Below are 20087 nucleotides of genomic sequence, written 5' to 3' on the forward strand. Positions count from 1 at the left end.
TTCATTTATTTAATATCTGTTATTGTGCTAATGATACGTTATAATAACGCAGATTGATAATATTCAACGTGATATTTTTAATAAAATTTTATTTAAATTGCGAGTATAAATCTACTATTTATCGCATTAACTTAACGACTGAATTTAAAGAAATTGTATGACACCATTTGAACAAGAAGACGCCTTATTACAAAATATTGATGATAACGATGAAGAGATCATCTATGTTAGTAAAAGTGAAATTAAACGTGATGCCGAAGCCCTAAAAAAACTAGGTGTTGAACTGACTCAACTAAGTAAAAACGAATTAGCGAAAATCCCGCTCGACGAAGATATGATTTATGCCATTGAATTGGCACAAAAAATTAAAAAAGAAGGTTATCGTCGCCAAATCCAGTATATTGGTAAATTGCTACGTAATCGTAATATCGAGCCGATCAGCCAAGCATTGGACAAATTAAAAAATCGCCATAATCAGCAAAATGCCCTTTTCCATAAACTAGAACAATTACGAGATGATTTAATCGAAAGTGGTAACGCTGAGCCAATTATGGCATTATATCCTTTAGCTGATCGCCAACAATTACGCCAATTAGCGAGAACCGCTAAGAAAGAACGCGACGACAACAAACCACCAAAATCAGCGCGCCAAATTTTTCAATATTTAAAAACACTTACAGAGAATGAATAAGACAAATTTGTTTTAAATAAAATAATAGTAAGCATTACGGCTTCAAACAATAGTAAAATTCATTTTTACCAACATCAAAATAACCCAAAGACATTTAAAAAAGCCTTTGGGTTTAATAATCTGCTAGGCAGGGTAAAGACTAACATGTCTGGCTAACTGCCTATACGGCAGTGAACACCTTTAACAGTTGCTCATCTGATAAGCCATCTTTCTAAACTGCCTATACGGCAGTGAACAAAATCAGAATAAAAACTTAATTTTTTTGAAATTTCTAAACTACCTATACGGCAGTGAACGAAATATTTTTTTACCATATTCATTCTCGCCGTTTCTAAACTGCCTATACGGCAGTGAACACGTCATTACACCCAATAAAATAGATAGTATTTTTCTAAACTGCCTATACGGCAGTGAACTTTATCAATATCACCGTTGTTACTTCCGTTTTTTTCTAAACTGCCTATACGGCAGTGAACGCAATGACGACGTCAAGTACGAATCGACCGATTTTCTAAACTGCCTATACGGCAGTGAACTTGATTTAGTTCTTCTAAAGATTCTTTCATTTTTTCTAAACTGCCTATACGGCAGTGAACCGGGCGTTGGTGCTTTAGCGGCAATTTATGCATTTCTAAACTGCCTATACGGCAGTGAACTCACTAAAGCCCAAATGGAAGGTAAGCTCGCTTTTCTAAACTGCCTATACGGCAGTGAACGGTCTTTTTGGTCTCCGATTGACAGTGCAATATTTCTAAACTGCCTATACGGCAGTGAACCAAACTCACCAATTAAATACAAATCAAAGTCATTTCTAAACTGCCTATACGGCAGTGAACTAACAAGCTACTTAGAAAGACTATCAGCGCTATTTCTAAACTGCCTATACGGCAGTGAACTAGAACCAAACATACTATAAACCTTATTAACAAAAAGGCAAACTTGAAGTTGGAAGTAAAAAACCCTTTTTTTTAGAGCCTTTTTAACTTGTTGAATATATTTATATTTTAAATTAACTAAAAAAAAAGGGTCTGGCAATTGCATTTTGTGGTGATTTATTTAATAAGCTTGGATGTCAGATATTGCTTACCGTAATATCAAAACCCGATACAACCTCAATTGTTTAAGAAACGCGTTTGTTATCTTTTTATTAACTCGCCGTTATAGTTAGCGTTTATTTACAGATTATTCTCTCAACTAGCAAGCTATCTTTTTTGACTTTAAAGCAATGGCAAAATTGCTATTATCAATGCTTAGACGATCCTAAGGTTTTAAAGCAATCCAACAAGTTCTCGGAATACCGCGTTGTGTTGCGCACGATAAAAAATCCTGATTTATTAATATTTATTCGATTCTGGCTAAGGATTTGCATAACATTTTTCAGGGAATGATATTAAGTATGTTTTTGTTAGAGTAACCGGTAAACTTGTTCTCGGTTCTCCCAATATTGTTTGGATTTGCACATTATTAGCGGTTATATCTAAATGTAATGGGAGTGCTAAATTCATTTGACAGATATTAAGATCCAGTTGTTTTTCTGTTAGAACGTGTCCGTTATTATCAGCCCAATGATAGGATAAATCAGAATAAATAATTATGTTATCATTAAAAGCATCCCCCCTAGCATCACTAATATGAGAGGTTACTGAGCTATTGAAATATTCTTTCACCAGAAATGAATTAAGCGATAAATCATCCTGAAAATATTGATAGTTTTCACTGCTAATATTACCAAATATCTCTGAATAATCTTTATTACCAATAGCAAAACCTAATCTTTTTTTGGCTTGCTCATAATCAACCTCTGTATTAGTTCCTTGAAGTATCCTAGCTGAAGTTTTAGAGAGATGGGCAAAGGCTATATTCATAATACAACATTGAAATATGATTAAACTTACTAAAATATACTGATATCTGAACCCAGATTTAAGGCTGCATATTATCATATTTTTATCCTTTTCTGCAGGCTAGCGCTATAACTAGTTATATTTTAAAGAAATATGTTTATTAGCTTAAATTCCAGACTGTGGTTCTCAGTTATTTTTATTATTTTAGATCAATCATAAGAAGAATTTTGTTTAATACGAGAAAATTATAGAATAATCCAATTCACTTTTAAAACTCTTTTTCTATCTTTTTGTAAATTTGAAAGTTATCCTAAAATAAAGATATTTTAATTGAGTTAAAAGGTCTGTTAAGACAGTTTTATCTCAGAAATTATCGATTGAACATCCTTTTCAATTCCCCTATCTGATTTAAGCTATTTTACTTTGCCCAAACCATCAAATTCCCAATTTTGACCACTCATAATCAGAATAAAACCTATTATTTAAATTCTCATATATTTCATTTTGTAATTTCGTTAATGTAGCGTCGGTTAATTTTAACAATTTATTTTGTACATTTAACGAAGGAATATTGTATGAATAATAAATATCTGAAACATCTTCCTTGGGTAATTGTTGCCCTTGTTGGAGCATGTTGCTTGGCCGTTGTCGCATTGCGCCGAGGTGAAACCATTAGCGCATTGTGGATTATTGCTGCAGCTGTATCGGTTTATTTAATCGCATATCGTTATTATAGCCTTTATATCACCAATAAAGTTATGGGATTAGATGCCACTCGAGCAACTCCTGCCGTCGTTAATAATGATGGTTTAAATTTCGTACCGACTAATAAGTATGTGTTATTTGGTCACCATTTTGCAGCCATCGCTGGTGCCGGTCCATTAGTAGGGCCTGTTTTAGCTGCACAAGTCGGTTATTTACCTGGCACCCTTTGGCTATTAGCCGGTGTGGTACTCGCTGGTGCAGTACAAGACTTTATGGTTTTATTCCTTTCTTCTCGCCGTAATGGATCATCATTGGGTGAAATGATTAAGCAAGAAATGGGGAAAATTCCTGGTACGATTGCTCTATTTGGCTGCTTCGTGATTATGCTGATTATTTTAGCAGTTTTAGCTTTAATTGTGGTTAAAGCACTTGCGGAAAGTCCATGGGGGGTATTTACTGTTTGTTCTACTGTACCTATCGCCTTATTTATGGGCATTTATATGCGCTATATCCGTCCAGGTAAAGTATTAGAAGTCTCAATTATTGGTATTGTTTTACTCGTTTTATCTATTTGGTTCGGAGGCGTGATTGCCCATGATCCATACTGGGGTCCTGCATTAACTTTTAAAGCAACGACTATTACGTTTGTATTAATTGGCTATGCCTTTATCTCTGCATTACTACCTGTTTGGTTGATTCTTGCACCACGAGATTATTTAGCAACTTTCTTAAAAATAGGTGTTATTGTCGGTCTTGCTGTTGGCATTATAATTCTTAATCCAGAATTAAAAATGCCAGCTATTACGCAATATATTGATGGATCCGGTCCAGTATGGAAGGGTGCATTAATGCCATTTTTATTTATCACCATTGCTTGTGGAGCAGTTTCTGGTTTCCATGCTTTGATTGCGTCAGGTACGACACCTAAATTATTAGCTAATGAGCAAGATGCTCGTTTTATCGGTTATGGTGCGATGTTAATGGAATCATTTGTAGCAATTATGGCACTCGTTGCTGCATCAATCATTGAACCTGGATTATATTTTGCGATGAATACTCCGCCTTCTGGTTTAGGAATTACTATGCCAGATCTGCACAAATTAAGTGATCCACAAGTCGCTCCAGTTATTCTCGCACAATTAAAAGATGTGAGTGTTCATGCTGCTGCGACCGTGAGTTCTTGGGGATTCACAATTTCACCTGAGCAGATTTTGCAAACTGCTAAAGATATTGGCGAACCATCTGTATTAAATCGTGCTGGCGGCGCACCAACACTTGCTGTTGGAATTGCACATGTGTTCCATCAGGTGCTTCCGGGTGCCAATATGGGCTTTTGGTATCATTTTGGTATATTATTTGAAGCATTATTTATTTTAACCGCGCTGGATGCTGGCACTCGCTCTGGTCGCTTTATGTTACAAGATTTACTCGGTAATTTTGTACCATTCTTGAAAAAAACCGATTCAATTATTGCTGGTGTGATTGGTACAGCCGGATGTGTTGGATTATGGGGTTATCTGCTTTATCAAGGCGTGGTAGATCCTCTTGGTGGCGTGAAAAGTTTATGGCCATTATTCGGAATTTCAAATCAAATGTTAGCAGCCGTTGCTTTAGTATTAGGTACTGTCGTACTAATCAAAATGAAACGTGCACAATATATTTGGGTTACCGTTATCCCTGCTATTTGGTTATTAATTTGTACCACTTGGGCACTTGGTCTAAAACTATTTAGCGATAATCCTCAATTAGAAGGCTTCCTATATTTAGCGAAAGAATATAATCGCCGTATTGCTGAAAATCCAAGCTTAACTGAAAAACAAATTAATAATATGCACCAAATCGTCATCAATAACTATACAAATGCTGGTTTAAGTATTTTATTCTTAGTTGTTGTTTATAGTATTATTTTTTATGGTATTCGAACTGCGATTAAAGTACGCAACAACAAAGAAAGAAGTGATAAAGAGACACCTTATGTTGCTGTACCAGAAGGTGGGGTTTCTACATCAATGTCGCATTAAAGGCCTATTAAAAACTTGGTGATATGAATTAATATTGTTTTAAAAAATGAATTCAATCAGGTCAGCGTAATTTAAAAAAGGGTTCAATAGAGCCCTTTTTTATTAAGAGATGATTAAAAAATCACCTTTCCTTGTGCTATTTCTAAACTGCCTACTCGGCAGTAAACATTAGAAGAAAGTAAGCTTGTAAAATTTGTCTTTTCTAAACTGCCTACTCGGCAGTAAACTGATAGTGATCCTTTAGAATTTAAATGCGGGTTTTCTAAACTGCCTACTCGGCAGTAAACAATGACCTTGCGCCACTAGGGGAAGATTGTGATTTCTAAACTGCCTACTCGGCAGTAAACTATTTTCACCAAAGCCCATAAATACTCGGCTTTTTCTAAACTGCCTACTCGGCAGTAAACAATTACGGGAGCACGAACGCCTCCGAAAATTATTTCTAAACTGCCTACTCGGCAGTAAACGGGTTTTTACCATTTGATATAAAATTGGCGACTTTCTAAACTGCCTACTCGGCAGTAAACAGCATCAGCAGTTGATTTAGCATTTTTCTTAATTTCTAAACTGCCTACTCGGCAGTAAACGTTGATATATTTCTTTTTCGGTCAGTCCGTTATTTCTAAACTGCCTACTCGGCAGTAAACTAGAACACTACATACTATAAACCCTGTTTAGCAAAAGACAAACTGGAGTTTAGGCGTTTAAAACCCTTTTTTTTAACGGCTTTTTAACTTGTTGATTATATTTATTTTTTAATTTTGGTAAAAAAAAGGGGTTAGTAATTGTATGGTTGGCGGTATGTAATTATGAACAGCTAAGAAAATTCTTCACACAGGAATTTAATCATAAAAATGGTAGATATTGGCATAAAATTGTCATTACCACATAATATTTCATTTTATTATCGATAACGATAATTTATGAATTGCGCTTAGTTAGTCCACCAAAATCACCATAATTAAAAGCTATTATAATTTAGCTATACACGATAACAAACCATTGTATAATACATCGAATTCTACGTTTTAATTAATCGCAGTAAAGGCAATTCAAAGATAATAAATGATTAGGAATGTGCTGTGTTATCTATTTACCAATTAAAGCCAAAGTTTCAAGCATTACTCCGTCCACTTACGACTAGTCTTTATCATGCCAAAATTACTGCTAATCAAGTTACGGTAGCTGGTTGTTTGGGATCAATTATTGTCGCATTAATTGTTGGTATGTTAGCAGCTTATCAGTGGATTTTTTGTCTTATCCCCATCTGGATGTTTATTCGAATGGCACTTAATGCCATTGATGGGATGTTAGCTCGTGAGTTTCAGCAAAAATCTGATCTTGGTGCTTATTTAAATGAAATTGGTGATGTAATTTCTGACATTGCATTAATGTTAGTTTTTATACAACTCGATGATGTCAATCATTACTTAGTTATAATTGTCGTTTTACTTGCATTTTTGAGCGAATATAGTGGCGTATTAGGCATCATGATTGGTGCATCAAGACGCTATGATGGTCCTATGGGAAAAAGCGATCGTGCTTTTGTCTTCGGTGCGATCTGTTTTGGGATTGCTATTCACCTTTTACCATTGGATTGGATCAATTCACTACTATGGATTATTAATATTCTACTTATTTATACGGTGATTAATCGAATCCGAAACGGCTTACGGCAAGCTAAAAAATAACAAGGAAAGAACATGCGCGAACAACAACAAAAAACCTTTATCAGTCATGATGGTTGTCGATTATTTTATCGATATTGGCCGGCAGTTGATAGCGATAATCATCCTTCCCGAGCTGTGGTATTATTTCACCGAGGACATGAACACTCGGGCCGCGTTGCACATCTTGCTGATGAACTAAATTTGCCCAATTATCAAATTTTTGCATGGGATGCTAGAGGCAATGGTCAATCTGAAGGTGAACGCGGTGATGCGCCTAATTTAGCAACCTTAATTAAAGATGCCAATTGTTTTATTGAACATATCAAGCAAGATTTTCATCTTGAAAATGAAGATATCGCAATTATAGCGCAAAGTGTTGGAGCAGTGATTGCTTCGGCATGGGTACATGATTATGTACCCAATATTCGAGCCTTAGTGTTGAGTTCACCAGCATTTCGTGTCAAACTTTATGTACCGCTAGCCATACCCGGCCTAAAGTTGCTCTATAACTTAAAAGGTAATTTTTTTGTTAATAGTTATGTAAAACCAAATCTACTGACTCATGATTCCGAACGAGCAGAATCATTTATTCAAGATCCGTTAATCACTAAGCCAATATCGGTTCGATTATTGTTGGATTTATATGCAGTGTCTGATCGCATTGTTAAAGATGCAAACGCAATTACTGTACCAACACAATTACTCTTATCTGGTTCTGATTACGTGGTAAGGCGAAAACCACAAAAGCAGTTTTATGAAAATTTGGGTACTCAGCAAAAAGAATTTCATGTATTACCGGGATTTTATCATGATACGTTTGGCGAAAAAGATCGTCTCATTGCGATCGAACGAGCTAGACGATTTATTCTCGGGTGCTTTGCAAATGCGCCTTATGTTCCATCGCAAGTAAATGCTGACTTAATCGGTTTTACCAAACAAGAAGCCGATATTCTAGCTACACCAGTATCAGGTTGGTTTAAACCCTATTACTGGCGATTTATAAGAGCTACTTTAAAATATGCTAGCCAGAGTTCTGATGGTATTAAACTCGGGTTTGATACCGGATTTGATTCAGGAAGTACCCTAGATTATGTTTATCGTAATCAACCATCTGGAAAGACTAAACTAGGGCAGTTCTTTGATTATATGTATCTGCAATCAATCGGTTGGCGCGGTATTCGTCAACGTAAAATTCACCTTGAAACACTATTAACACAAGCGATCAATCAATTACAGCAACAAAACAAAGTGGTAAATATAGTTGATATTGCAGCTGGACATGGTCGTTACATCCTTGAAACAATTAATCAATTAGCTAATAAACCGAATTCCGTATTATTGCGTGATTATAGTGATATCAATATTCGAGATGGACAGGCATTAATTGATCTTCTTGGTTTAACTAAACTTGTCCGTTTTGAAAAAGGTGATGCCTTTAATCGACAGCAGTTAGCGCGATTATCTCCGAACCCTACGCTAGCTGTCGTTTCAGGGTTATATGAGCTATTTAGTGATAATGCATTATTACGTGAATCTTTATCAGGGTTAGCTGATGCCATGCCTGAAGGCGGATATCTCATCTATACTAATCAACCATGGCATCCACAGTTAGAATTCATCGCTCGCGCATTAACCTCACATCGTGACGGACAACCATGGGTAATGCGTCGGCGAACCCAACTGGAAATCGATCAATTAGTGGCAGCAGCTGGATTTAAAAAAGTTAGTATGTACATCGACCAATGGGGGATTTTCACGGTATCACTGGCTCAGCGGATTAACTAGTTGCTAAAACTATGCGAACGCTCAAATTTAAAAGATACCTCTTTTATAAATGTATCTGCTTAGGGGGATTGTCGGTATTCTTCTTTGCTAGTTATAACCTGGCTAATTGGTTTACCGCAAATCGATTAGATGTGGGGAGTTTCGTTTTCAGTTGGGAATCATCAATCCCTTTATGGCCTTGGACGATTATACCCTATTGGTCAATTGATTTAATGTATGGGCTGGCAATTCTGTTAGCTAATACAAAGCAATCATTAAAAACCCTTTGTCTACGGCTATTGTCTGCCCAAATAATTTGTGTGCTATGCTTTTTCATTTTTCCACTTAAATTCAGTTTTACACGACCACCACTTGATGGTTTTCTAGGCTTATGGTTTGATGTTTTAATGGGATTTGATAAACCTTTTAATCAAGCCCCTTCATTACATATTACTTTATTGGTGATTTTATGGCAGTTTTATACAAATTACCTTCGCTGCACGGTTGTACGCTATCTGTTAAATAGCTGGTGTTTTTTAATTGCTGTATCAGTATTAACAACATGGCAACATCATTTTTTTGATATCCCGACGGGGCTTTGGGTGGGCTGTTTTTGTATTTGGCTATGGCCTGAACACGATTCATCACCATTAAAAAATAACCCATTCCCCAAGCATTATATTTGGGCAGGGATCTATTTTATCTTATTCTTATTATCATTAAGTTTAGCCATCTATTATAATAGCTGGGGACTTTGGTTGTTATGGTTGGCTGGAGCCTTTTACTTGGTATCACTTAATTATCTGCAAGTTGGCGCAATCGGTTTTCAAAAACAAGCAAACGGCCATTTTCATCTACCGATAACTATTTTATACCTCCCTTATTTTATGATAATGTGGTTAAATTCACGAATATGGACATTAAAAAATAATCCATTTGATTTAATTACTGATAACGTTTATCTCGGTAGAATCCCCGATAAAAAAACCTTACAAGCCAAAGCTTTTGCTTCAATTGTTGATTTATGTGCTGAACTGCCAATAAGTCAATTTAACGGTCAATATCGGTTAATCCCAGTACTGGATATGACACCGTTATCCATTGAACAATGCCAACAGGCAGCTCAAACAATAGAGCAGTATCACAATCAAGGAAGTGTATTAATCTGTTGTGCACTGGGTTATTCACGCAGTGCTACTGCTGTGGTTGCATGGTTGTTATTAACCGCACGGGCAACAACCGTTAAAGATGCGATTAACCAAGTAAAAGCATGTCGTAATACCGTAGTCATTTCTACTCAACAACAGCAAATTTTAGCTGATTGGCTTAATCAAATACTTCAAGGGAATCGATATGTTTAATTCAGAGGATACACAATTAACTGAAAATACCAGCCAAACCGCATTGGTTACTTTTAGTAGTTTACTGATAATAAGTCGGCAATTGGATATTATGTCACTAATGTTCACGATGATTGGATTATCATTTGCCTTAATCGCAAGTTTGTCGGCAAGTTCTGCCATGTTAATCGTTGGTTATGTTGCTTGTTTTTTAATTGGATTGTTTAGTAAATATTACGCTTTACGAATCGCATTTGATAAAAAACTATTTGACTACTTAGCCACCAAGTTCGATCAACTCCCCAATACGCTAAAAGAGTTAGATGATACCTTAATACAATTAAAATTAATCAAATCCAAAATACAACCATCACGATCAATAACCGACCGTCAAATGGGTACTTTAATATTATTAAAAAAACAAATCATCACCTTGGTGATACAAACGATATTACTTAGTTGTATATCAATCATTGGTATAATACCTTTAAGCTAATTTATGTGATTAAAATCAACCTATATGTCATAAATATAAAAATTAGACTTTTAGATTATTTAGATAACATTGACGAAAACCACCTTTCAGCAATTTATTTACTGCCTATGCGGCAGTGAACGAAGCGCGCTAGACCCCCGCTACTTGGTCTTTTCTAAACTGCCTATGCGGCAGTGAACTCCTGTTATTCTTGAACCCATTTTTTACTCCTTTTCTAAACTGCCTATGCGGCAGTGAACATAGAAGCAGCTCAAGCCGGACAATTCCAATTTTTCTAAACTGCCTATGCGGCAGTGAACCCTGTTTTGCGCAAAATGGGCAAAAGTATTGATTTCTAAACTGCCTATACGGCAGTGAACTAACTGCCGTTAAAGATACCATTTTCAATATTTTTCTAAACTGCCTATGCGGCAGTGAACGCTGGCGGTTATGAGCCCGATCCTGATTTAGATTTCTAAACTGCCTATGCGGCAGTGAACTCATCAGCAAAAAAATGGCAAGGCAGTGTTGATTTCTAAACTGCCTATGCGGCAGTGAACAAGCAAACCCCCAGCTTTCGATGGGGGCTTAATTTCTAAACTGCCTATGCGGCAGTGAACTATTCTGGACGAGGCTAAAAACGCGTACGAATTTTCTAAACTGCCTATGCGGCAGTGAACTCTTGGCTTGGCGATATGGCGGCTACCCCGGTTTTCTAAACTGCCTATGCGGCAGTGAACAAGAACGCTATATACTATAAACCTAGGTAACATAAGGGCAAAGTGAAATTTTGGGTTTTAAAACCCTTTTTTTAAGTGGTTTTGTAACTCATTGATCATGCTAATTTTTAAAATTAGTTAAAAAAAAGGGTTTAGGGATATCTTTAAATTTAGTTAATGTACATAGATTATTCACTAACTTGTGGTGCTTGTTTTTTTCGCTTTTTAAATTATGGTGAATTTCATTGCTACTGATGATTAGAGTCTCTGAAGGTTTATAACAAAATCATCTGGCATCCGGATTCTACTGCGCAGGGGTGAAAATTTAGTAAAAATAATATGCTAAAGCATAGTTTAACAATATTGCTTGGTTTGGCATGTTTAGTGACTAATTGGTATTAATCTAAAACTTATCAATAGAAATATTTTTTATATCAAAAATTTAAAATATGATTTTCACCTTTGTCCCACACAAGTACTACAGAGTAAATCTATTTTAAAAGAATATTCGGTATGAATATCGAATAAGCCGTGATCGTATAGATGTTCCGCGGCGGTTCTTCAAGAAAATGGATGAACAAAGAAAATTATCTAGTGACCCGTACTTCCTGTGATTATGTGGGTGTTGTTAGCAGAATTGCACATAAAATATCCCTAACTCGGACATTAGTATAATACTAAGCGAAACATAGACTATTATTAACATTCGTAATAATCAAAATTGTTAAAATACCAAAGTCAGTCACTCAGTGATCACTTTATAACAAGCATAAATAAGGCATTTCGAGGGCTCGCCAGCCCTCGAATTTTTGAAGGAAATCAAAATCATTTATAAATAAAATACGACTTTAATACCAATTATTTAATAAAAAACAATCAAATCATGATATAAAGAAACTTAGTTTTTGAAAGAGTGAATGGGTGCGGGAATACGCCCACCTCGTTGAATAAATTCACTAGAACTAAATCGATTAACTGGCATAATCGGTGCGTGCCCTAGTAAACCACCAAATTCAATATTATCGCCGACTGTCATCCCCATAGCTGGAATAATTCGCACCGCAGTAGTTTTATGATTAATTACGCCAATCGCTGCTTCGTCAGCAATCATAGCAGCAATCGTTTCTGCTGGAGTATCGCCAGGTATAGCGATCATATCCAATCCAACTGAACAAACACAAGTCATTGCTTCGAGTTTTTCTAAATTTAATGAGCCATTATTCACGGCATCAATCATACCGGCATCTTCCGAAACAGGAATAAATGCCCCACTTAACCCACCGACATGACCACAAGCCATTACACCACCTTTTTTCACCGCATCATTCAGCATAGCTAAAGCTGCGGTAGTACCATGTGTACCCACGACTTCAAGCCCCATTTCTTCTAAAATATGGGCAACAGAATCACCAATTGCTGGTGTTGGCGCTAAAGAAAGATCAACTATGCCAAACTGTACACCTAAACGCTCTGACGCTTCTTTACCCACTAACTGTCCCATACGCGTGATTTTAAATGCAGTTTTCTTGATGGTTTCAGCAACCACATCAAAAGGTTGACCTTTTACCTTTTCTAACGCACGTTTGACTACACCTGGACCACTAACACCGACATTAATTACACAATCGGCTTCACCAACACCATGGAAAGCACCAGCCATAAATGGATTATCTTCTACCGCATTTGCAAATACGACTAATTTAGCACAGGCCATGCTGTTGTCGTTAGCTGTTAATTCTGCTGCTTGCTTGATCACTTCACCCATTTTTCTTACCGCATCCATATTGATACCAGTTTGTGTTGAACCAACATTAACGGATGAACATACACGCTCTGTTTGTGCCAATGCGCGGGGAATGGAGTCAATGAGTATCTGGTCACCTTTATGAAAACCTTTTTGTACCAATGCTGAAAACCCACCAATAAAATTGACACCAACAGCTTTGGCGGCAGCATCAAGCGTTTTAGCAAATTCGACATAGTCTTTGTCGTCAGTTGCTCCAGCGATTAATGAGATTGGCGTAACTGAAATCCGTTTATTAATAATCGGAATGCCAAATTCCGAGGAAATCGCTTCACCCACACTGACTAAATTGCCAGCTAAACGTGTGATTTTATCGTAAATTTTTTGACGAGCTTTAACGCCATCACTATCAATGCAATCTAACAATGAAATACCCATTGTAATCGTTCTTATATCTAATTTTTCTTCTTCGATCATTTTGATCGTTTCAAGAATTTGTTTGGTTTCCATGAATCATTACCTTTAGTGTGTTTATAAGCGGTGCATCGCGTCAAAAATTTCTTCACGCTGTAGATTTACTTTAACTTTTAATTGCTCACCGGTAACCGTTAACGTTTGTTTAACTTCATCAAATGGCTGTTCAATTTTGTTTAAATCCAGTAGCATAATCATGGTAAAATATTCGCCCATAATGGTTTGTGAAACATCTAAGATGTTAATGTTTAGTTCATAAAGTTTTTGACTGATACCGGCAATAATCCCCGTTTGGTCTTTTCCTATCACTGTCAAAATCGTTTTCATTTGGGCTCTCCGTGTAAAATTTAAACAACTTAGTTTATTTTTTTAAGCGAGTTATAATAACATCTTCAAAAATTATCTAAATAGTAGTAGATTGCTTATTAATAAAAATTATAACGATATCCCCCCACATAAAGGTCAATAATTATGGTGACATTTGAAAAATCAAATAAATTAGAGCATGTTTGTTATGATATACGCGGCCCAATTCTGGAGTATGCCAAAAAACTGGAAGAAGAAGGTCAAAAGATCCTAAAATTAAATATTGGTAATCCAGCGGTATTTGGTTTTGATGCACCAGATGAATTACTGGTAGATGTGATCCGTAATTTACCAACTTCACAGGGTTACAGTGATTCAAAAGGGTTGTATTCTGCCCGTAAAGCGGTTATGCAAAGTTATCAAGCACGTGGTATCTACAGTATTGACGTTGAAGATATCTATATTGGCAATGGCGTATCCGAGTTAATTGTCCAGTCGATGCAAGCTCTTCTTAATTCTGGTGACGAAATTCTGGTACCAATGCCTGATTATCCGCTTTGGACTGCTGCTATCAGTTTATCTGGCGGAAAAGCGGTGCATTATGTTTGTGATGAAGAACAAGATTGGCAACCCGATTTAGACGATATCAAAAAGAAAATTACCCCAAACACTAAAGGCATTGTAATAATTAATCCTAATAACCCGACTGGCGCGGTATACAGTAAAGAAATTTTATTAGAAATTGCAGAAATTGCTCGTCAGAATAATCTGATCATTTTTGCTGATGAGATTTACGATAAAATACTTTATGATGATGCCGTTCATCATTCGATTGCAGCACTAGCACCTGATCTCTTTGTTGTGACCATGAGCGGTTTATCCAAAACTTATCGTGCAGCAGGATTTAGACAAGGTTGGATGGCATTAAGTGGACCGAAAAAACATGTTAAAGGTTATATTGAAGGACTTAATATGTTGGCGTCTATGCGATTATGTGCCAATGTACCTCTACAACATGCGATTCAAGCCGCTTTAGGGGGCTACCAAAGTATTAATGAGTTTATTAAACCTGGCGGGCGGTTATATGACCAATGTAAAATGGCTTGGGAACTGCTTAATGACATTCCTGGTGTCAGCTGCCGACGTCCTAAAGGAGCATTATACCTGTTTCCAAAATTGGATATGAAAAAATTTAATTTACATAATGATCAGAAATTAGTATTAGATTTTTTATTACAGGAAAAAGTGCTGTTAGTTCAAGGTAGTGGTTTTAATTGGCATAAACCTGATCATGTTCGAATTGTAGCTTTACCTTATATTGGTGAATTGGATGATGCTATTCACCGTTTTGCACGTTTTCTAGCTAATTATCGCCAATAGCTAATGAACAAAATGAACAATAAGACTAAACATTGCCTATGCGGCAGTGAACAAAAAATGGATCTTTTTGGACCCATCCCCTTGTTTTCTAAACTGCCTATATAGCAGTGAACGAATCATTGAACAAAATTCTGAAAAAACCTGATTTTTAAACCGCCTACCCGGCGGTTTTTAATTAATATGACCAAAACACTTTAGCAAACCATTACGGCGATTTTAATAATGTTTGTTGCAGTTCAGCGGCATTAGAGTATTTCGTTAAATCGGTTAACTGATTAAGGGTTTTATCGGATTGATTACCGATAACTTGCGAAGCAAATAATAAACCATCATGCTGCATAACAGATTGCTTAAAGAATGTAATCACATCTTCTTTTGATAACTTTTTGAGCTGCTCAATACGTTTTTGTATTCTATCAAACGCAAAGTTTGACTGTTCATAATCACCTAAATAATCATCGAATTCGCTATCTAAAGTTTCAGCCGGCATTGATAACTGCTTTAATGCTGATTGTTTATAATTATCGAATTCCGCATCAGTTAGTGCATTAAGTTTATTTAAAATGATCGGATAAAACGCTTGATAACGTTGATTTATATAGTCAGGATCATATTGATTACTTTGGATTAAAAAACCTATACCGTGACTGTTACCAATAGTGATAGGTAATGAAAATACAGCATAACCCAACTGTTCTGTACTTCGTAGTTGATCGTAAAACCATGGTGAAATAATTTGTGATAATAAATCACTAATATTACGACCGGTTATTTTGTCATATCCTTTTGGTACAAATCCCATTAGTAGAGCATTATCGGAACTTTTTGAATATTGGGTAATTAAAGCATCACTTGAATGATTAATTTGTAAAATTTGTTCTGGATGATACTCCACAGCAGGATTTAAGCTGCTTTTAACATTACGATATAACGCTTGCACTTTATCATAAGGTAAATTTCCTAAAGTAAGCATATAAGGCACTGAATCCGTTAACAACTGTTCACGAAAATGCCGTAAATCAGCTGCATTAATCGTATCGATTGCCATACGTTTAGTATTACGATCAAAATAAAGTCCTTCGGCGATTGCAGATAAAGGCTGTATCGCCAAACGATAGCTATTGGCGTGATCAGCAGCATCTAATTTTTGTGTATACCATGATTTGGCTAAAACCAGATCTTCATCGGTGATATCAAATTTGCGATATGTTGTTAAAGTCGCATCCACCATGTCTAATAGATGCTGATTAAAACCACTTGCCATTATCATCATGCCTGAATCAATTTTTGTGAAAACTGACATTCCAGCAATTTGAGCTTGAAACTGCAATGGAGCTAATTGACGATTAGCTAAATAATTTAGTAGAAAAAACATAACCTGATTCTTAGCGTTATCGAGCGCAAAATTGTTACGTAATGATAAAGCAATAACCCCTTTGGGTTGATCAGCAAAATAACGACTAGCGAAATGAAAAAGATTCCCTTTTGGATCAAAAGCTTGATTTGGCTGTTGATCAACATCAGTTGCTGCTTGAGAAATTAAAAATTGATCGGGTATGTAGGGATTCAATAACGGCAATGAGAATTTTAATTGTTTAGCTTGTGTCATAATATTATGTTTTTGTGTTGCCGTAATATTTTCAATCCGGTAAGGAGCATCAACAAAATACGCCTTTTTGTCAGTGTTTTGATTTGGCGCAATAAGCCAAATTCGGGCGCGATCTAAGGTCAATGATTTAAGCCTTGCTTTAATCGCGTTTGGATTATAGTTATCAGCAACATAGTCGGCATCTAAGATATGCTGGGTAGGATAAAGCAACATTTGGTCAGCCAAATACTCAACATAAGACATATCATGGGTAATATCGGGATAATTAAATTCAAGTTTTAATACTTTTTGGATTTCACGATAATATTTTTCATCAACGCCTTGTTTCGACAATAATTCTAAATATCCAAATATACTGGCTAATACTTTGTCTTTTTCAGCTAGTCCTTGATCCGTTAAATTAACATAAATACCAAATACACCGCTCGTACCATAGCGTAATGGCGCACTAGCTGCACTAATCGAGTCAATTAATCCTTGTTTTTGTAATTGATCAAATAATGTATTTGAACTGCGATTGCCAAGCAAATAAGCAATATATTCATCGGTTTTGGACGCGAATTGCTTAATATTATTTTCAATAGGAAACTGGATATATAATACCTTTTTGGGTTGTGCAGGTTCCATATAGATGATTTTACCAAGATTATCATTAGTCATTGCCGGTTGGGTAATGTTTTGTTGCTTAATTTGACCCGCGGCAATATGACCGAAAGTGGTGGCAGCTAAATTTGCTAAATCGGTCCATGCTTGATTGCTATACAATATACCAACCATGTTATTGGCTAGATAATAATCTTGATGAAATTTAACTAATGCCTGATGTAAATTACTATCAGGTTTATCACTTAATGTTTCTAAATTCCCACCAGAAAACATCGCAGCCGGATGATTTTGATTAATCGTTTCTGAATCAACTTGACCAATTCGAAAGCCATCATTCGAGCGAGCCATGGTTAATTCAGCATTGACCGCATTGCGTTCTTTGTCAGCATATTTTGGATCGAGTAAGGGTTGCGCAATTGCATCGGCTAAACGATCTAAAGCGCCGCTAAAAGCATCGTTTTCGACTTCAAAATAAAAAGCGGTGCGATTTAATTCTGTGCTGGCATTATAACTACCAGCATGAGAACTCAGATACTCGGCAAAATCAGATGGCTTAGGGTATTTTTTGGATCCCATTAATAGCATATGCTCTGTATAATGCGCTAACCCTTGTTGTGATTTAGGATCAAATAATGAACCAACTGGTATTGCCAGAGCTGCAGATGATTGAACCGCTTTTGGATCAGAAATGACCAATACTTTCATGCCATTGGTTAATTCGATAACACGATATTCACGATTATCGTGTTCACTTTGATTAACGGTAATTTTAGAAACAACATACAGCGGTTCAATTGATAATGCTTCGGCGGAAGAAAAAGCCAAAAGCAAACTAATTAAACATAGCAGTAAACATTGATAACGTTTTTTCATTGAAAACTATCCCAGGAAATTATACATAATTTGAAAATATATTGGTGCGACAAAACAAAGCGAGTCAATCCGATCCATCATACCACCATGACCATCAATAATGTTACCAAAATCCTTAATACCCCGATCACGCTTTATTGCCGACATACATAGACCACCACAGAACCCGAGTAATGTCATAAGGATTGAGATAAATCCCGCTTGCCAAAAATTAAATGGGGTAATCCACCATAATGACATCCCGATACAACTTGCCGATAATATCCCACCGACAAAACCTTCCATTGTTTTATTTGGGCTAAGCTTGGGAACAATAGCATGCTTACCCAATAACTTGCCAAAAATATATTGTAAGACATCTGATATTTCAACGACAATCACTAAAAAGATAATCAACTTGAAATTTTTTGCCTGATCGCCATCATTATTTAGTAACAATAATGCTGGAATATAACTAATACAGTAAACCGCAATCATCATACTCCATTGAATTTTGGCTACTCGACCTAAAAAATCAACGGTATCACCATTTATTGCAACGCGCGTTGCAATAAATAAAAAAACGAAAACTGGAATGAATATCACGAAAATTTGGTAACACTTCAAACCAATTAGCAGATATTGCAATGGTAAAAAAATAAAAAAACACCAGAATAACGCTTGATGATCGGCTAATTGGGTAGGCGTTATCGTAATGCATTCTCTTAGTGCACAAAAAGATATAAACACAAATAAAACCAGAGTCCCCACTGTTCCAATTAATATTGCAATTAATAAAACAATGCTCATAACCCACCAAGCATTAATACGCTGATTCAAATTTTCAATGGTTTTACGATTATGAGTATTGAGTTTAAATTTTTTTAGTAACAGACCCGTTAAACTAGCTACAAAAAGCAACGAGAAAATACATCCTAGAATTAATTGCATATTGGTATCGTTCAATATCATTAAATTAGATCCTTCAATGCTTGTTTTGCTCTTAATAAAAAGTCTGCCTTAGTTTCATTCTCGTGTAAGGGTGATATCGCTGAACCAAAAATCGCCGAGCAAATTATGGGCACAACTAATTTACTGCCTTTAGGTAAAACGCGATTGAGATTATTCAAATAAACAGGTACGAAGTGAATATGTGGAAATTGTTTGGCTAAGTGATATAAACCACTTTTAAAATCGACAATTTGTTCGCCATTTCCCCTTGTTCCTTCAGGAAATAAGATTAAAGATTGCTGTTTTTCTAACGTGGCAATTAAAGGCTGTAATGGATTTTCATGGGTATTGGTATGACGATTAATTAGTACTGAATTAAAAACCTCAATCGCAATAAATTTCTTAAGCGAATTTTTCTCCCAATAATCCTTTGCTACAACAGGATGAACTAATTTACGTAATTTTTTAGGAAAACTTGACCAGATTACCAAACCATCCAAATGACTGGTATGATTAGCGTAATATATTGTCACTGCATCACATGGTGGGCTATACCAACGCGCTTGAACACCGGTTACTAATTTACACACTATCAATAAAATGGTACGGCAACATTTAGCAAAGAGTTTCTTTATCATAATAATTATCGTCTCACTGATTTTATGAATGGAGATGATTTTTTAATTATTGATCGCTATCATAATCAGATTGGCATAAAATAACATAAAAAGATAAATAGCTATATCAAATCTTAAGACGCTAAAATATCAGAATGATAGCTTAATCCCTTCTATAATACTGACAATTTTAAAAATTACTTAAAGAACACCATAAATTTTTTATTTGTGAATTAAGATTTTAAACTAGATAGCAACCAAAATAACCAGAAATCTGAGCATATTGCAATTTAAAATTGTTATTCCCCAAATTATTTAT

13 protein-coding genes and 3 CRISPR repeat arrays are annotated in these 20087 nt (G+C 35.8%); of the genes, 7 read left to right on the forward strand and 6 right to left on the reverse strand.

What is annotated here, in order from left to right:
• The first annotated feature begins 157 nt into the window (after positions 1-157).
• On the forward strand, positions 158-691 hold the full coding sequence (yjgA, locus tag JMI89_RS01960; protein ID WP_220679205.1) for a ribosome biogenesis factor YjgA: 534 nt from the start codon (positions 158-160) through the stop codon (positions 689-691).
• A gap of 148 nt (positions 692-839) precedes the next feature.
• Positions 840-1587: a CRISPR direct-repeat array (repeat unit 28 nt; unit sequence TTTCTAAACTGCCTATACGGCAGTGAAC).
• 459 nt (positions 1588-2046) lie between these two features.
• Here the strand turns inward: yjgA and JMI89_RS01965 are convergent.
• Positions 2047-2556 carry a hypothetical protein gene (locus JMI89_RS01965; RefSeq protein WP_187755783.1) on the reverse strand — a complete coding sequence of 170 codons (510 nt, stop codon included), beginning with the start codon at positions 2554-2556 and terminating at the stop codon, positions 2047-2049.
• 554 nt (positions 2557-3110) lie between these two features.
• On the opposite strand from JMI89_RS01965, the gene JMI89_RS01970 reads away from it, so the two are divergent.
• From JMI89_RS01970 to JMI89_RS01990, 5 genes are all read left to right on the forward strand, one after another.
• Positions 3111-5261 carry a carbon starvation CstA family protein gene (locus JMI89_RS01970; RefSeq protein WP_187755784.1) on the forward strand — a complete coding sequence of 717 codons (2151 nt, stop codon included), beginning with the start codon at positions 3111-3113 and terminating at the stop codon, positions 5259-5261.
• A gap of 139 nt (positions 5262-5400) precedes the next feature.
• A CRISPR array of direct repeats spans positions 5401-5908; the repeat unit is 28 nt; unit sequence TTTCTAAACTGCCTACTCGGCAGTAAAC.
• Between the two features lie 435 nt (positions 5909-6343).
• Entirely contained in the window at positions 6344-6952 is a 609-nt protein-coding gene (locus JMI89_RS01975; protein ID WP_220679206.1) for a CDP-alcohol phosphatidyltransferase family protein, read from the forward strand.
• Positions 6953-6964: 12 nt separating this feature from the next.
• The gene (locus tag JMI89_RS01980) at positions 6965-8716 is read left to right on the forward strand and encodes a bifunctional alpha/beta hydrolase/class I SAM-dependent methyltransferase (RefSeq protein WP_220679207.1); all 1752 of its coding nucleotides are present in this window, start codon (positions 6965-6967) and stop codon (positions 8714-8716) included.
• An 11-nt stretch (positions 8717-8727) separates the two neighbouring features.
• A complete protein-coding gene (locus tag JMI89_RS01985) occupies positions 8728-10056 on the forward strand; it encodes a phosphatase PAP2/dual specificity phosphatase family protein (RefSeq protein WP_220679208.1) in 1329 nt (442 codons plus the stop codon).
• Positions 10049-10531, forward strand: a complete 483-nt coding sequence (locus tag JMI89_RS01990) for a hypothetical protein (RefSeq protein WP_187755788.1) — start codon at positions 10049-10051, stop codon at positions 10529-10531. The genes JMI89_RS01985 and JMI89_RS01990 overlap by 8 nt, the downstream gene beginning before the upstream one ends.
• 93 nt (positions 10532-10624) lie before the next feature.
• Positions 10625-11250: a CRISPR direct-repeat array (repeat unit 28 nt; unit sequence TTTCTAAACTGCCTATGCGGCAGTGAAC).
• A gap of 877 nt (positions 11251-12127) precedes the next feature.
• On the opposite strand, the gene JMI89_RS01995 is transcribed toward JMI89_RS01990, so the two are convergent.
• Together JMI89_RS01995 and JMI89_RS02000 are read right to left on the reverse strand one after the other, a co-directional pair.
• A complete protein-coding gene (locus tag JMI89_RS01995; protein WP_187755789.1) occupies positions 12128-13483 on the reverse strand; it encodes a PFL family protein in 1356 nt (451 codons plus the stop codon).
• A 21-nt stretch (positions 13484-13504) separates the two neighbouring features.
• Positions 13505-13774, reverse strand: a complete 270-nt coding sequence (locus JMI89_RS02000; protein ID WP_220679209.1) for an ACT domain-containing protein — start codon at positions 13772-13774, stop codon at positions 13505-13507.
• A 144-nt stretch (positions 13775-13918) separates the two neighbouring features.
• On the opposite strand from JMI89_RS02000, the gene JMI89_RS02005 reads away from it, so the two are divergent.
• Positions 13919-15133, forward strand: coding sequence for a pyridoxal phosphate-dependent aminotransferase (locus tag JMI89_RS02005; RefSeq protein WP_187755791.1), 1215 nt, complete (start codon positions 13919-13921; stop codon positions 15131-15133).
• 205 nt (positions 15134-15338) lie between these two features.
• On the opposite strand, the gene ptrA is transcribed toward JMI89_RS02005, so the two are convergent.
• From ptrA to JMI89_RS02020, 3 genes are read right to left on the reverse strand one after another with little or no spacing between them, the layout of a single operon-like run.
• On the reverse strand, positions 15339-18221 hold the full coding sequence (gene ptrA, locus JMI89_RS02010) for a pitrilysin (protein WP_220679210.1): 2883 nt from the start codon (positions 18219-18221) through the stop codon (positions 15339-15341).
• A 6-nt stretch (positions 18222-18227) separates the two neighbouring features.
• Positions 18228-19172 carry a phosphatidate cytidylyltransferase gene (locus JMI89_RS02015; protein ID WP_187755793.1) on the reverse strand — a complete coding sequence of 315 codons (945 nt, stop codon included), beginning with the start codon at positions 19170-19172 and terminating at the stop codon, positions 18228-18230.
• Positions 19172-19789: a 1-acyl-sn-glycerol-3-phosphate acyltransferase gene (locus JMI89_RS02020; protein ID WP_220679211.1), complete on the reverse strand. Its 618-nt coding sequence runs from the start codon at positions 19787-19789 to the stop codon at positions 19172-19174. The genes JMI89_RS02015 and JMI89_RS02020 overlap by 1 nt, the downstream gene beginning before the upstream one ends.
• Positions 19790-20087 lie beyond the last annotated feature (298 nt).

The organism is Frischella sp. Ac48 (assembly GCF_019641635.1).
Taxonomy (GTDB): domain Bacteria; phylum Pseudomonadota; class Gammaproteobacteria; order Enterobacterales; family Orbaceae; genus Frischella; species Frischella japonica.

Coding starts and splice junctions, on each gene's coding strand:
- yjgA (WP_220679205.1), top strand. CDS start 158: ATGACACCATTTGAACAAGAAGACGCCTTATTACAAAATATTGATGAT.
- JMI89_RS01965 (WP_187755783.1), bottom strand. CDS start 2,556: ATGAATATAGCCTTTGCCCATCTCTCTAAAACTTCAGCTAGGATACTT.
- JMI89_RS01970 (WP_187755784.1), top strand. CDS start 3,111: ATGAATAATAAATATCTGAAACATCTTCCTTGGGTAATTGTTGCCCTT.
- JMI89_RS01980 (WP_220679207.1), top strand. CDS start 6,965: ATGCGCGAACAACAACAAAAAACCTTTATCAGTCATGATGGTTGTCGA.
- JMI89_RS01985 (WP_220679208.1), top strand. CDS start 8,728: ATGCGAACGCTCAAATTTAAAAGATACCTCTTTTATAAATGTATCTGC.
- JMI89_RS01990 (WP_187755788.1), top strand. CDS start 10,049: ATGTTTAATTCAGAGGATACACAATTAACTGAAAATACCAGCCAAACC.
- JMI89_RS01995 (WP_187755789.1), bottom strand. CDS start 13,483: ATGGAAACCAAACAAATTCTTGAAACGATCAAAATGATCGAAGAAGAA.
- JMI89_RS02000 (WP_220679209.1), bottom strand. CDS start 13,774: ATGAAAACGATTTTGACAGTGATAGGAAAAGACCAAACGGGGATTATT.
- JMI89_RS02005 (WP_187755791.1), top strand. CDS start 13,919: ATGGTGACATTTGAAAAATCAAATAAATTAGAGCATGTTTGTTATGAT.
- ptrA (WP_220679210.1), bottom strand. CDS start 18,221: ATGAAAAAACGTTATCAATGTTTACTGCTATGTTTAATTAGTTTGCTT.
- JMI89_RS02015 (WP_187755793.1), bottom strand. CDS start 19,172: ATGATATTGAACGATACCAATATGCAATTAATTCTAGGATGTATTTTC.
- JMI89_RS02020 (WP_220679211.1), bottom strand. CDS start 19,789: ATGATAAAGAAACTCTTTGCTAAATGTTGCCGTACCATTTTATTGATA.